Raw genomic sequence first — 13347 nt, forward strand, 5'->3', positions numbered from 1 at the left:
GAAAGCCGCGCTCGCATTCTCCATGAGATGCCAGCGGTCGGCGACCTGAACCGCATGCGGCAATGCCTTGGCGGTGGCTTCGCCGTAACCGCCGCCGCGGTCGCGCGAGACGGTTTCGATCTCAGGGTGACCGGCAAGCCAAGCCTCGACGGTGGCAACTTCACGATCGGGCAACAACGTCACGATCCGCCGTCGCTTCAGATCGCAGACGATCGTGCCGTAGCGATGGTTACGGCGATAGGCCCAGTCATCAATGCCGACAATCTTGGTAGGGTCTGTTCGTAAGTAAACAGGCCCGTCGCCGCACCACCCGCAGCAATGTGTCATTGCTGACCGGAACCGTCAGCCGCTTTGCAAAACTAGCCGCCGGCCGGCCGCCGAGCGCCAGTCCAAGATGATGAACGATACACTCCAATCGCGAGGTCCGGCGCGATCGCTCGGTGACAACACTGTCGTCAAAGCGCTCGGCGAAGATTCGTCGTCGGCACAATGTTGCATCGCAGACGAAGCGCCGCGCGACGAGGCGGAGCTCTACCTTCGTCCCACTACAGGGAAGATCGGACACGCGTCGAACATAGCGGCTGTGGACCCGGCTCGACACTCTGCGGCAAAGAGGGCAAGGCCGCGCCGGCGTCCCTGACCGCGCAGTAATGACGATCACTCCTTCGTTCTCAGCGATGGCCTCGACGACCAATCCCGCCGGAATCAAGGACGACAAACGCAAATTTCTCACCATGGTGCTGATTCCCCTCAGAAAACAGCACCACGCCGCCATGCAAAATCATCAAATTGAGTCAGACCCAAAATTGGACGCCGATCGGGGGTCAGTTTTGGAGGCCGTTTGACAAGCGAAGCGCTCATCCAGAACCTGACCCTCGGTCTCGAGCCCGAGGACGGCGTCATCTGGGTGCGCATTTCGCAAAAGCCGGACAGGGGTTCCGCTAATTCCCGGACAGCGATTTCGCTAATGTCGGGACAGTTTGGCGGCGACGGTGCTCGGGTGCCTTGTTGCGTTCATGGATGATTGATTTCGCTGTTTTCGGCGCCGGTCAAGAGAGGCGCTGCCTTTTGCTTTCGCATGCTGTCGCCATGGAGCACGATACGGTGGGCGTTGTGCACGATCCGATCGAAAATGGCGTCGGCGACCGTTGGGTCCGCGATCAAGTCATGCCATCTGGCCACCCGGACCTGGGCGGTGATCAGGGTGGATTTGCGGCGATAGCGTTCCTCGACGATTTCGAACAGATGGAAGCGCTGTTGGTCGGTGAGGGAGTGGGTCCGAAGTCATCCAGGATGAACAGTTGCGCGCGGGTGAGCTTGTCAATGAGGCGTGGGAAGCGGCCATCGAGACGAGCGAGCGCCAAATCCTCGAACAGGCGCGGCACGCGCACATAGAGCACGGAATGATGGAGCCGTGCCGCTTGCCGGCCGAAGGCGCAGGCCAGCCACGACTTGCCGGTTCCGGTCTGGCCGGTGACGATTAGGTTCTCATGCGCCTTCAGCCATTCGCCCTGGGCGAGCGCCATGGTGCTGCGCCGGTCGAGCCCGCGCGGCGCGGCAAAGTCGATGTCCTCAATGCAGGCTTCGGGAAAGCGCAACCTGGCTGAGGCGAGCCGGTTCCGGACGCGCTTGGCCGTATGATCCCGAACTTGTGCGTCAGACCCCCTTTTGCGCGAAAAACCAGGGTCCCGATTCCGTGGTCATTGACAGCCGATCGCTCGGACTCCGTTTCAACACCATCAAACTGAGGGACAGCCACACAACTTGGCTATGCTCGCGAAGGCCGGCCCATTTCGGTATCTAGCACATAAGGATGGCGGCATCCGGTGTGACGTTTAAGCTTGGGTCCGATCCGCCCAGGGCTGGTCAACTCGCCAGGCAAGTGTCATCTCGAAGAAGTGTTGGTCACGATATGCGGCCAGAGCAACTAGGGTCAGGACCTATTAATTTGTTGAGTTGATGTCTGTTGAGTGATTCAAGGTGGCAGGAGGTGCCGCCTTGAGTGATTTGCTGATGTTGACGCCGGAGCAGATGCGCCGGATCGAGATTTTCCTTTGTCGCATGGTATTCCGCGTGTAGATGACCGCCGGGTGCTGAGCGGTATCCTATTCGTGATCCGCAATGGCCTTCGCTGGCGCGATGTCCCATCCGACTACGGTCCGCACAAGACCATCTATAACCGCTTCATCCGCTGGAGTCGGCTGGGTGTGTTCAACCGCTCGGAACTGGCCGCGCAGGGCGGTCAAACGGACAATCTGATGATCGATGCCACCCATCTCAAAGCGCATCGCACGGCGGCGAGCCTGCTCAAAAAGGGGCTCTACCCCGATGTATCGGACGTAGCCGCGGCGGCCCGACCACCAAGCTGCAGGTGGTCTGTGACGGCAAGGGACGCCCGCGGCTGCTGCATCTGAGCGAAGGGCAGGCCAATGATCACACGACTGCTGCGGCAGTGATCGAGGATTTGCCCGCCGCCAACGCCCTGCTGGCCGATCGGGCCTACAGTTCAGCGGCTTCCGCCAGGCGCTCGTCGAGCGCGGTATCACGCCATGCATCCCACCCCATGCCAAGCGTCGTGTTCAGCACAGCTACGATCCTGTCCTGTACCGACAACGCCACAGGATCGAGAACATGTTCGCACGCCTCAAAGACTTGGCGACGCATCCACACCAGGTACGACCGATGTGCTTACACCTTCCTGTCGGCGATCGCCTTCGCTGCAGCCTTCATCTTCTGGATCAATGAGTCCTGACCCTAGCTGTACGCGGTGGAATACCTGTTCGGTTTCAATGGAATCCCAAAGCTGCTGGGCATCACGGCAAGCTGATGCCGGTTGGGATTGCAATAATTGTCGCAAGATGGCGCAGCGATCCAGTCCTCAGGCGCCATCGCCGGAGCATCGGTCGCTTCCAGCGGCGGAGCCGATAGCTCCGAGTCTGGCAGTTAGTCTGCTCACATTGAATGACTTACATATCTTTCTGAGCCGAGTTCGCCATAGATTTGCGCCGTAAACGGCCAGTCGGGCGAGGGTAGGTTGGGCGAGACATTAGGATTGCCTCGCACCGGAGCGGGCGTTTTATTTCAGAAGCCGCCGGAATTCGATGACTTCATTGCAGCAGCCAATACAGATTGTTTCGAACCGGCCGCTCCATGGCGCTATCAATGGACAGTTGTCTAAAAATAACGACCTGGAATCTTAACTTCTGGCGGAAACGTAGAAGAGGCATTCATGAGCTACCGCGTCCTTACCGGCCAAATCAGCCAAGAGACAAACAGCTTCAACAAGATACCGACCACGCTCCAAAATTTCCGAGCCGCGGCATTGCTCAGGGGCGCTGAGATTCCGCCGGCTTTTCGCGGTACGCGGACTACATTGGGAGCTGCGTTCGAAGCGGCGGAGAGATTCGGCTGGACGCTGTCTCATCCCCTCGTTGCCCGCGCAAATCCAGGAGGCAGCTTGAGAACGGACACTTTTCAGCAGCTTCGCGATTGGTTCCTCGAAGGGGCCAAGGACTGCAGTGGGGCGCTGTTTGAATTGCACGGCGCAATGGTCGCTGAGGGGTACGAGGACCCAGAAGGCGACATCCTTGCGCGCCTACGAACCGCTCTCGGGCCTGACGCGCCAATTGTCGCCACACTCGACCTGCATGCCAACGTCACAGCCAAGATGGCGGAAAACGCCTCAGCGTTGATCGCCGTCCGCACGTATCCTCACATAGACTACTATGAACGAGCCTGGCAGGGGGCAGAACTGCTCGACCGCGCCCTTCGCGGCGAGATTCATCCCCGAACGGTGATCGCCAAACGCCCAATGCTTTCTGGTCTCGATGGCGGGCGGACTCAAGTGGGTCCGATGTGCGAACTGATTAGTCGAGGCGACGCGTTAGAGGCCTCCGAAGAAGCGCTGGCGGTCAGCGTCTGCGCCGGCTTTGAACTCAGCGACATTCACGATGTTGGACCTAGCGTCACCGTCACCGCAAATGGCGACACCACTAGGGCGCAGCGTATCGCCGACGAATTTATGGATTACGCGTGGGAGACACGTGAATTTGTCTCCGCGCCTTGGGCATCAGCCAATGCTGTCCAAGGAGTAGAGTACGCCAAATCCGGCGAGCCTCAGGCCGAAAAGCCTCTGATACTCGCCGATACCAGCGATAATCCGGGCGGCGGAGCTTACGGCGACACAACTGAACTGCTGCGCGCCATGCTCGCCGCCGACCTCCAGAATGCGGCCTTCCATGCGATCTTCGATCCGGCGGCCGTACAGGCCGGCATTGCGATTGGAGTCGGCAACCGGGGACGCATCGTTTTGGGTGGCAAGCACGACCCGGATATGGGTGGAGGACCTCTTGAGGTTGAGGTAGAGGTGGCGTCAATAACTGATGGCCATTTTCGATGCTATGGTTCTTATGGCGGCGGGGCCTGGAACGACTTCGGGCCCAGTCTGATGCTGCGTGTGGGTGGCCTCGAAGTTGCAGTACTCTCTAGGAACGGCCAAGCAACCGACCTCGCGCAACTCACCTCTCTCGGCATCGACCCTCTGCGCTGCAAGACGATCGCGCTGAAGTCCTCTCACCATTTCCGGGCGGCATTCGAGCCGATAGCTCGAGAGGTGCTCATGGTTGACGGGGGTGGACTGTTGGGATCCGCCGCCATGTCTAAGTTGGTTTATCGCTATGTCCGCCGCCCCATTTGGCCCCTCGACGACGTCAAATACTAGAGGGTTCGCTTTGATTAGAGAATTCGGCTGACGGGCGCCTAAGGCGACCATCGTTAACGATCCGTGCCGAAATTCGGAGGCAGGCCACTGCGAAGACAGTTTTCCATGTTAATCGTGACTTATGTTCGCAAGGCGTGGCGGCGCGGCCTCGTTTCTAGCAGCCTTAGCCATTCACTCCCTGACGACTGCCTGTGCCTCTGGCTTCTCGCTCTCATTAAGGACATGACCTCTTCTGAAGCATTGAAGCTAGTTTTTGACCATATCGAAAACAATCGAATCAGCTTTATCGACCGTCTGATCGATTATCTACGGCCAGCGCCGAGAATGTCGGTATCGCCGAAGTTGGCGCGCTGCTGGTCGAGATGCTCACCGGGGTCGGGCTCGAGACCGTACTTATGCCAACCGAAGGGCACCCTATAGTGCTTGCGCGCTGGGAGAAGACGCCCGGTAGGCCAACGGTACTGTTCTACGGGCATTACGACGTGCAGCCGCCTGACCTAATCGGCAAGTGGGTCTCGCCGCCATTTGAACCCACTATACGCAATGGACGACTTTTTGCCCGCGGTGCCGGCTATAACAAGGGCCAGCATTTTGCACAAATCCTGGCAATTGAGTCTCACTTAAAGATACATGGCACGTTGCCATGCAACGACATATTGTTGTTGGAAGGTGAAGAGGAGATCGGCAGCCCGCATATTGCCGATTTCGTGCTCGCCAACAAGGATCTACTAAAAGCCGATGTCGCCGTCACCGCCGATGGCCCGCGCCATGCGAGCGGCGCACCTTTGACTAAGTTCGGATCGCCTGGCGTTCTGTCTTTTGATCTGCGTTGCCGCCACGCTAACGGCGACTTGCATTCGGGTAACTACGGCGGCGTTGTGCCAAATCCGATCTGGACTTTGTCACATCTGCTCAGCACCATGAAGAATGCCAATGGTGAAATCACGATTGACGGTTTCCACGATGACATCGCACCACCGCCAAAGGAGGAACTTGACGCATTCGAGCGCTTGCCGATCGATGTCGGGACTGTCATGCAAAACTTGGGCATTTCCAGACTTGACGCGCCGGAGGGCATGACATTCTACGAGCGCCTCTGCTTCCGCCCGACACTTACGATCAACGGCTTCCATGGTGGCTATGGCGGGCTCGGTAGCAAAACCGTCCTGCCAAGCGAAGCCATCGTGAAATGCGACATAGGACTCGTGGAAGCGCAGGATCCTCAAGACATCCTTCGCAAGCTTGCCGCCCACGTAGAAAACACGCGCCAGACGTTGAGTTGGTGGTGCACGGGACTGGTATGTACCCGTCGAGAACGCCCATTGCCTCCCCTTTCACCGGGCCGCTTCGCCGTGCCTTCATCGTCGCGCAAGGGTAGGAAGCGCTGCTGGTCCCTGCAGGCTTTGGCAGCCTGCCTTGCTATGTCTTCACCAAGATCCTCGGCGTACCTGCCTTCCAAACGCCATACGCGAAATATGACGAGGCGAACCATGCGCCGAATGAAAATCTGGCGCTTGACTGCTTCTTCAGTGGGATACGTACGGGTGCGCCGCTATTACACGAACTTGGTAAGTTGTGACTTCGTTAGCGCGAAGTCGACGAGTCCGATACGCATCTAAGGCGTGTCACTAATGTTTCGACATTGAAGGCCGCTTGAAGCGAGTCAGAAAAGAAAGTCTTTAACAAAGCGCTCCAGGAAGGTGGTGCTGTAATGCCAAAAATTAATGCCGGGCGGTTGCTTTCGGATCTTAGGCGTCTTGCCCAGTTTGGCGCATATCGGACCGGCGTTCATCGCCCGACCTATTCGCCACAGGACATGGAAAGTCGCCGCTGGTTGGCGCAGCAATACGAAGCGGTCGGGCTCCAAACTCATGTCGATGGAGTCGGCAATGTATTCGGCATACCATCATCCCAACGGAAATCGTTGCTGATCGGTTCGCACGCGGAATCGCAGAATCATGCCGGATGGCTCGACGGGGCGCTTGGTGTGATCTACGGCCTGGAAGTTGCCCGCGCCTTCGCCGAAGCGTCGGACTGCGCCGGCCTTCCCATCGCCACAGTCGCGTGGGCGGATGAAGAGGGCCACTACGTTCCGTTGCTAGGAAGTCATTCGTTCGTCGGCGACATCGACGAAGAGAAGATCGACCGAGCGGTCAATGTCGATCACGGACTGCCACTCAGGGATTCGCTCCGCGCGGCCGGCCTAGCTGGCATTCCCCGATCCTTTGTGCAAACCGAACGCTATGTCGGCTACCTGGAAGCACACATAGAACAGGGTGACGCGCTGGAGGCCTCAGGCAAGCGGGTTGGTATTGTTACGAGTATCGTCGCGATTTGGCAGTATTCAATAATCTTTCACGGTATCCAGAATCATGCCGGCACGACGCGTATGGCTATCCGAAAGGATGCTGGCGTGGCAGCGGCTACTCTGGCTGTCGCCATTGCCGAGCGCTTTCCTGAAGTGGCAGGTCCGCGGTCCGTCTGGACCACAGGCCGTATCACACTGGAACCGGGCGCCCCCAACATAATCCCGGGCAAAGCAGAGATACTGTTCCAATTTCGGGACTCGGAGATGCCGGCGCTGGAACGCCTTGACGCGGTGCTGAGGGAGTTGGTTGAAGAGACAGCAATCAAAACCGGCTGCCGCGCCGAGACCGAGCGGACCGCAACCGGCAAGCCATGGCATATGGATGCCGCCTTCCAGGATGTAATAGAGAATGCAGCCGCGCGCCAGGCACCCGGTGCCTTTGTGAGGATGCCAAGCGGCGCAAGCCATGACGCTCAGGTTGTGGGCCGCAAGCTGAGAGCCGGTATGCTTTTCGTACCAAGCATCGGCGGTATCAGCCATCATTGGACCGAAAACACCAAGGACGCGGACATCGTTCTCGGCTGCCAGGTGCTCGCTGATGCCGCCGAGATGATCCTGCGTGGTGAGGGCGGATGACGGCGGCGTTCCAAACTCAACTGGGCACACTAGCTTATTCGCATTGTGGACATTAGCGTCCCTTACGATTTTGACAGACGCCCCAAGGGCGTTCACGAGTTCATTGCCATTGTGCCGGGACGCGCCAGCCCCTCGATTGCGACGCGTGCGCGGGTGATAAGTAAGCGCCGCGTGGAGCGCTCGCCCATAGGGCCGCCCCCATGGGCAATCCTCTTGCGGTCGACATTTCAGCAGCCGATCCATTTTGGCGGAAACCGTTTCTACTCATGCGATATCAATGTCATATCGACCCAGCTTGGAATCTCTGAGTGTTACACGAAAGCCTCACTTGGAACGTCGAGCGCGAGGGACAGGGCGGGAGGCGATGGCGTTGGCTCCCGACCAGGCGCGCTTCGCCTATGTCGCCAACGACGAGGGCTGGAACCGGATATTCATCCGCGATATCGCCACCGGTGCGGAGCAGGAGGCGATGGGCTTTCCACCCGGTGTAATCGCCTCAATTGCTTGGACGCCCGATGGGACTGGCCTCATCTTCCCCCTCGAAGGCGCGGCAACGCCGCCTGACATCTGGCGCTTCGACGTCGCTAAGCGCAAAGTGGAGCAGATCACCAGGGCCTCCAAGGCCGGCGTGGACACCGCAGACTTCATAGAGCCAACGGTGGAGCGAATCGAGAGCTTCGACGGGCTTGCCGTCGCTCTTCCCCGAGATCGACGAGGCGCGCATCGCGGTCTTCGGCTATTCCTACGGCGGTTTCATGGTGCTCGCGGCTCTCACCGAATATCCAGAGCTCTGGACGGCCGGCATTAAATTCTACGGCATCGCCAATTTCGAGACGTTCTTTGAATTGACTCGTCCCAACAGGAAGCTGTTGCGCATCCCTGAATATGGCGATCCGGTCGCCGATAAGGCGCTCCTCGCACGGATCTTGCCGATCCACAAGATCGATCGTGTCCGGGCGCCGCTGCTACGTGCACTTCCTCAGAAACGCGCTCGACTATGTGCCGCGCAAGGTCGACGACGACTGCCTGATGGAACTCAGATGGTTCTACGACCGCCGCGACCTTGCCGAGGTCAAGCGCGACCTGGCGCAGTGGATTGCCAAATGGCAGGCCAAATAGCCGAAGCTGGTCAACTGGGCGGAGGACAATATCGAGGAGACGCTGAGCTTCTATCGGCTGCCGCTTGCTCACCATAAGCACATGAAATCGACCAACATGCTGGAGCGGCTGAACCAGGAGATCAAACGGCGCACCCTGGTCGTGCGCATCTTCCCCAACCCGCAGAGTTGTCTGCGGCTGGTTCGGGCGCTGGCGGTCGAGATCCACGAGAACTGGCTCGAGGCGACCCGCTATCTCAACATGGATCATCTGCGTGAGCACAAGAAGGAGAGCCTGAGGGCCTTGGCCGCCTGAGCACCGTCATGTGTCCGCCGCTCCGCTAAACACGGGAGCTGCGCGGCGGACACGCCGACGTCACAGCTACCGCCACGCCATTTTTGCAGAACTTGACGCACGCAACTGGTCGTGGCTCACGATGCTCCGGCGCCGGATGTATCGCCTAGCGCATATTGCATTTGGGACGCACTCTGCAAATTCCGTTGCGTTGGCGAAGTTGTTTTGACGCAAAACTGCTCCCGTCGAACACTACGACGTAAGCGATGCACCAAGGCGCCTTGCAATAGGCTGATGAACATGGAGTTTTCGAGCCATGACATTGGAACATGCAAGGGGCGATACGGTCGCCGAATTAAGCGGCGCCGCGGCGGCCGAAGATCTTGCAACGGTGCGCGGGCGCGTGCGGCAACGAAGGCTGTGGAGTTGCACTGAGAAGCGCGCGTTGGTCGATCTGGCGAGCGCGGCGGGGTCGTCGGTGACCGAGGTCGCGGAGGCGTGTCGGAACAAGCTCTCTCAATCGCTGATTTCCTCGCCCGGATCGCCACTCTGGAGGCGGCGGTTTGTGGCCGTGACATCGCCATTGCCGAACGGGATGAGCAGCTGCGAAGAGAGCGCGCCGAGGCCGCGCTTCGCATCCAGCGCCTGCAGCTGCGGATCGATCGCTTCACCGCAAGGCCTTCGGCCGCTCCTCCGAGAAGCTCGGCCAGATGCAGCTCGAACTCGAAGATCTCGAGACCGATTTCGCCGCCAGCGTGCCCGATCTCGAACTGCCTATCGTCGCGGACAGCGACAAGGTCCGGGTGTTGCCGCTGCGTAAGCTCAACCCCAACCTGCCGCGCAAGCGGGTCGTTCGCGAGCCGTCTTGCGCATGCTGTCCGGGCGGCGGCGGCGATCTGCGCGCGCCGGCACCAGCCAAGGCCATTGCACGCGGCAAGCTCAGCTATGCCGCGCTCGCCCATATCATGATGGCCAAGTGGGCTATTATCTGCCCTACTATCGTCAGGTACAGATGATGGCCGCCAAGGGCGTCGATATCAAGCGATCCACGCTTGCGCGTAGCGCCGGCTACGCCGCCGCCTTGCTCGATCCGATCTACAACCGCATCCGTGAGATCGGCCGTACCCGCAGCAAGATTCACACCGACGACACGCGGCTTCCGATCCTGGCGCCCGGCAATGGCAAGACGCACAAGGGCGCGCTCTGGGTCTACGTCGCCGACGACCGCAACTCGGGTTCGAAAGAGCCGCCGATCGCCTGGTATCGCGCCACCATGGGCCGCGCCGGCGAGAGCGTGATGAGCGAACTCGCCGGATTTGCTGGCACCCTCCAGGCCGACGGATTCAGCGGCTATAACCAGCTCTACAAGGGCGGCGCCATTCGAGAAGCAGCCTGCCTGGCCCATCTGCGTCGCAAGATATTCGACGTTCACGACAGTCAGCCGACCGAGCTCAACACGACGGCGATGGCTGGTATCCAGGGGATCTACCGATCGAGGATGGATACGGGGGCTCCCGCCCGCCGAGCGATTGGCCGCACGACGAAGGCGGACCCGACCACTGATCCGCGCGCTGCGACGACAGCTCATGCGCCAAGGCAAGGGTTTGTCGCTCCATGCCGATATCGCCAAGGCCTCGCCTACGGCACCAGGCGATGGCGCGCGTTCAATCGCTCCTCTACGATGGCCAGCTCGAGCCCGACAACCTGATCGCGGAGCGCGCCATTCGGGGATTTACAATGACCGATTCATACTGCACCTCCTCTTCAAACGTCCGGAAACAGGGACTTTTGGTTTTCCATTTTGATGCCCCTCTGTGACGCGGAAACTGGATCACTTGATCCTTTTCCAGGTCCGCAGCTCGTATTTGGTGCGGTGCATCGGGTACCACCTGCTCGGTAGGGAGCACGCCCTCCTTGATCAATCGACGGGACCCGATGGGCAGTAACCCCAAGCTTTTTGGCGGCTTCGGTCAATGTGAGCCACTCGCCATTCTTTTCGGCGGATCGGTAGCCGTGGATTTTATGGACCGTGCGCAGTGCCCCGACACGGCGCCCAGTCCAGGTTTTGCCTTGCCCGGTCTGCATTCCCATCCGGTTGAGAGTGGCGGCAATGTCTGTGTCGGACCACCGGGTCGCCATAGACCGCATGACGGCAAGGGCGGCCTCCGGAGTACTCTGGCCATGTTCGCCAGCTTTGGGTTTGCGAATGCGCAGCTGGGAGTGCTGGCCGCCTTTCCAGTGGATCGTCAAAATGACGTCACGCTGCTCTTCATCGATGTCAGCAATGATATCAGTCACGAGAGCACGAAGGAGTTGCTGACGACATCGCATGTCGACGTTAGGTGCGCGCCAGGCGGCCTCCAGATCGGTGGCAATGCCAGCAAATTCGGGGACTGGGGTGACAAGATCGATTTGTGGCGCTTGGGCCAAACCAGCTTCACAGGCTTCCACGCGCGTGAGCGCTGCCTCCCAGCTCTTCTCCAGTTGGGCAGCGATCAGCCGGTTGTCAGGGTCGCAAGCAGCATAGCGACGTTCAGCGAGAGAGGCCTCGTATCGGGCTTGCTGCAAGTCCAACTCCACCATGCGGTGTCGTTCTTCCAGATTATCCCGATGCGCCCGATCAGCTTCCATTGCGGCCTCGATCGCCATCGGCGTCACGGCCCTCAATATCTCTTTGCCGATAGCAGGGTCGATGCGAGATGCGCCAAAAGTCATGCATCGTGGCTTGGCCAGCATCTGATTGATACGTTCGCAGCGGTAATAGGGATGCCCGGGAGGCCGCCCCGAGTAGACAACGCCCAACCGCCTTCCGCATCGCCCGCAGGTGAGCAAGCCCGCGAGCAACGCGCGGCCGCCACGACCAGACTTGATGCCGCCTTTCTGGCCGAAGGCATTGACAGCGATGTGGCTCTGGACCCTCTCAAACTCACTCCAATCGATATAGCCTTCGTGATGATCCTGGAGCAGCACGTCCCACGTTCCAAAGGGTTTGCCGTGGCCGTAGCTTTTAGGCGCCCTGCCATCGACAATCTCAGTTCGCTTCTCGCTTTTACCATAGACATAGACCCCAGCGTAGAAGGGGTTCTTCAAGATCGAAATAACGCTTCGATAGCGAACCGGCACCCAGTCGAAGGACACCGTTTTGCGCCCGTCAGAAGGGCGAGGAAAATGGAAATTATCAGCCGTCAGCGAAATCAGCACCTGGCGGGCGCTGCCAAGCTCGCGGAAGCGCGAAAAGATGACGCGGATCGACTCTTGTACCCGCAAATCGGGATCAAGCCCCAGCCCATAGTCGCGGTGCCAGATATAACCGATCGGGACACTGAGACGCAGCTCCCCCCGCCGCGCTTTGGCGCGAGCCGCGTCAAGCATGCGCGTTCGCAAAATGCCGAGCTCAAACTCGCTGATACTGCCATTCATGCCCGATCGTTAGGCCGACAAGGATCGTACACTCCGTCGAGATCTATGACGCGCGCTTCAACGAGGCCGCACAGTTCCAGGAGATGGTGCCAATCCCGGCCATTGCGAGAAAGACGCGATGCGTCGAGGCAGAGCACTGCGCCAATTTTGCCCGTGCACAGGCCGCTCACCAGTCGTTCGAAACCAGGGCGGTCTACAGCACCGCTGGCGGTACGACCAAGGTCATCGTCGATCACATCGACATCACGGAAACCCCAGCGTCGCGCGACATCGACAAGTTCATATTGTCGCCGCTGGCTCTCCAGGTTGTTCTGGACCTGACCCGGGGTCGACTGTCGAACGTAGACCACAGCTTTGCGCTTCAGCACCGTGGCTGGAAGGAGATTATTGCCCGTCATCGCTCGTCTCCTTCGTCGCGACGCCGGCCGCGGCCATCAGGAGGGTCGCCAGCCCGGCCACAACGACGCTTCGTTCCCCGTCGCTCAGGCCTCGCATCTGCGGCGTATCAAACAGCATGCTCAGCTGCTGGGTCAGCACTGGTAATGTCGGCGGTAGTGGTAAAGCCTTCATGGCGCGCCTCCTGGATGGCCGTGAGTCCACCCCTCGAAGTCTGCCTGAAACCGCGCTCGGTAAGCAGTCTATGAAGCTCTACAAGCCCAATCACCGCAACACGCGGTTCGCCCATCTCCATGTCGGCGCAAAACGCCCGATCCAGCATCCACTCCGCCACCTGGATGATCTCACCCGGCCTGATCTCTACCCGGATGATCGCGCCATTGGCCCGGTCCTCGCGACCTTCATGCTGAAAACGACCGCCGTAATATGGATGCCAGCGATAATGAAACTCCACCATCTGCCCGACATGGGCAGA

The 13347-nt window shown here is 59.6% G+C and carries 10 protein-coding genes and 5 pseudogenes; 10 read left to right on the plus strand and 5 right to left on the minus strand.

Annotation, left to right across the window (positions count from 1 at the left end):
* A pseudogene (locus NKJ04_RS14415) lies at positions 1 to 736 on the minus strand (ISL3 family transposase); the annotation flags it as partial.
* Between NKJ04_RS14415 and NKJ04_RS14420 the strand changes: the two are divergent.
* The gene (locus NKJ04_RS14420; RefSeq protein WP_352675889.1) at positions 651 to 845 is read left to right on the plus strand and encodes a hypothetical protein; all 195 of its coding nucleotides are present in this window, start codon (positions 651 to 653) and stop codon (positions 843 to 845) included. The pseudogene NKJ04_RS14415 and the gene NKJ04_RS14420 sit on opposite strands and share 86 nt — an antisense overlap.
* A 169-nt stretch (positions 846 to 1014) precedes the next feature.
* Here the strand turns inward: NKJ04_RS14420 and NKJ04_RS33695 are convergent, their stop codons facing one another.
* Both NKJ04_RS33695 and NKJ04_RS14425 read right to left on the minus strand, forming a co-directional pair.
* Entirely contained in the window at positions 1015 to 1245 is a 231-nt protein-coding gene (locus NKJ04_RS33695) for an ATP-binding protein (RefSeq protein ID WP_502897927.1), read from the minus strand.
* A complete protein-coding gene (locus NKJ04_RS14425; RefSeq protein WP_502897922.1) occupies positions 1200 to 1598 on the minus strand; it encodes an ATP-binding protein in 399 nt (132 codons plus the stop codon). The genes NKJ04_RS33695 and NKJ04_RS14425 overlap by 46 nt, the downstream gene beginning before the upstream one ends.
* A 400-nt stretch (positions 1599 to 1998) precedes the next feature.
* On the opposite strand from NKJ04_RS14425, the pseudogene NKJ04_RS14430 reads away from it, so the two are divergent.
* The 9 genes and pseudogenes from NKJ04_RS14430 (at position 1999) to NKJ04_RS14470 (ending at position 10764) form a co-directional block, all read left to right on the plus strand.
* Positions 1999 to 2752: pseudogene (locus NKJ04_RS14430) on the plus strand (IS5 family transposase).
* 477 nt (positions 2753 to 3229) lie between these two features.
* The gene (locus tag NKJ04_RS14435; RefSeq protein WP_352675805.1) at positions 3230 to 4720 is read left to right on the plus strand and encodes a M81 family metallopeptidase; all 1491 of its coding nucleotides are present in this window, start codon (positions 3230 to 3232) and stop codon (positions 4718 to 4720) included.
* A gap of 419 nt (positions 4721 to 5139) precedes the next feature.
* Positions 5140 to 6339, plus strand: coding sequence for a M20/M25/M40 family metallo-hydrolase (locus NKJ04_RS14440; protein WP_352675807.1), 1200 nt, complete (start codon positions 5140 to 5142; stop codon positions 6337 to 6339).
* A gap of 92 nt (positions 6340 to 6431) precedes the next feature.
* Positions 6432 to 7664, plus strand: a complete 1233-nt coding sequence (locus NKJ04_RS14445; protein ID WP_352675809.1) for a hydantoinase/carbamoylase family amidase — start codon at positions 6432 to 6434, stop codon at positions 7662 to 7664.
* 364 nt (positions 7665 to 8028) lie between these two features.
* The gene (locus NKJ04_RS14450) at positions 8029 to 8472 is read left to right on the plus strand and encodes a TolB family protein (protein ID WP_352675892.1); all 444 of its coding nucleotides are present in this window, start codon (positions 8029 to 8031) and stop codon (positions 8470 to 8472) included.
* Positions 8420 to 8569 (plus strand): annotated as a pseudogene (locus tag NKJ04_RS14455) (hypothetical protein); the annotation flags it as partial. The gene NKJ04_RS14450 and the pseudogene NKJ04_RS14455, both read left to right, overlap by 53 nt.
* A gap of 52 nt (positions 8570 to 8621) precedes the next feature.
* Positions 8622 to 9077 (plus strand): annotated as a pseudogene (locus tag NKJ04_RS14460) (transposase); the annotation flags it as partial.
* A 689-nt stretch (positions 9078 to 9766) separates the two neighbouring features.
* Positions 9767 to 10072 carry a hypothetical protein gene (locus NKJ04_RS14465; protein ID WP_352675811.1) on the plus strand — a complete coding sequence of 102 codons (306 nt, stop codon included), beginning with the start codon at positions 9767 to 9769 and terminating at the stop codon, positions 10070 to 10072.
* Complete coding sequence (locus NKJ04_RS14470) at positions 10033 to 10764, plus strand: IS66 family transposase (RefSeq protein WP_352675813.1); 732 nt, start codon at positions 10033 to 10035, stop codon at positions 10762 to 10764. Before NKJ04_RS14465 ends, NKJ04_RS14470 begins: the two co-directional genes overlap by 40 nt.
* Before the next feature lie 124 nt (positions 10765 to 10888).
* Here the strand turns inward: NKJ04_RS14470 and NKJ04_RS14475 are convergent.
* Together NKJ04_RS14475 and NKJ04_RS14480 are read right to left on the minus strand one after the other, a co-directional pair.
* Positions 10889 to 12874 (minus strand): annotated as a pseudogene (locus tag NKJ04_RS14475) (recombinase family protein); the annotation flags it as partial.
* Positions 12875 to 12981: 107 nt separating this feature from the next.
* Positions 12982 to 13329: a hypothetical protein gene (locus tag NKJ04_RS14480; protein WP_352675815.1), complete on the minus strand. Its 348-nt coding sequence runs from the start codon at positions 13327 to 13329 to the stop codon at positions 12982 to 12984.
* Positions 13330 to 13347 lie beyond the last annotated feature (18 nt).

The organism is Mesorhizobium sp. M0618 (genome assembly GCF_040320765.1).
Lineage (GTDB): Bacteria > Pseudomonadota > Alphaproteobacteria > Rhizobiales > Rhizobiaceae > Mesorhizobium.

Bases quoted from the DNA above. Each gene is read 5' to 3' on its own strand.
- NKJ04_RS14450 (WP_352675892.1), top strand. From the start codon at position 8,029: ATGGCGTTGGCTCCCGACCAGGCGCGCTTCGCCTATGTCGCCAACGAC.
- NKJ04_RS14465 (WP_352675811.1), top strand. From the start codon at position 9,767: ATGCAGCTCGAACTCGAAGATCTCGAGACCGATTTCGCCGCCAGCGTG.
- NKJ04_RS14480 (WP_352675815.1), bottom strand. From the start codon at position 13,329: ATGGTGGAGTTTCATTATCGCTGGCATCCATATTACGGCGGTCGTTTT.
- NKJ04_RS14445 (WP_352675809.1), top strand. From the start codon at position 6,432: ATGCCAAAAATTAATGCCGGGCGGTTGCTTTCGGATCTTAGGCGTCTT.
- NKJ04_RS14435 (WP_352675805.1), top strand. From the start codon at position 3,230: ATGAGCTACCGCGTCCTTACCGGCCAAATCAGCCAAGAGACAAACAGC.
- NKJ04_RS14420 (WP_352675889.1), top strand. From the start codon at position 651: ATGACGATCACTCCTTCGTTCTCAGCGATGGCCTCGACGACCAATCCC.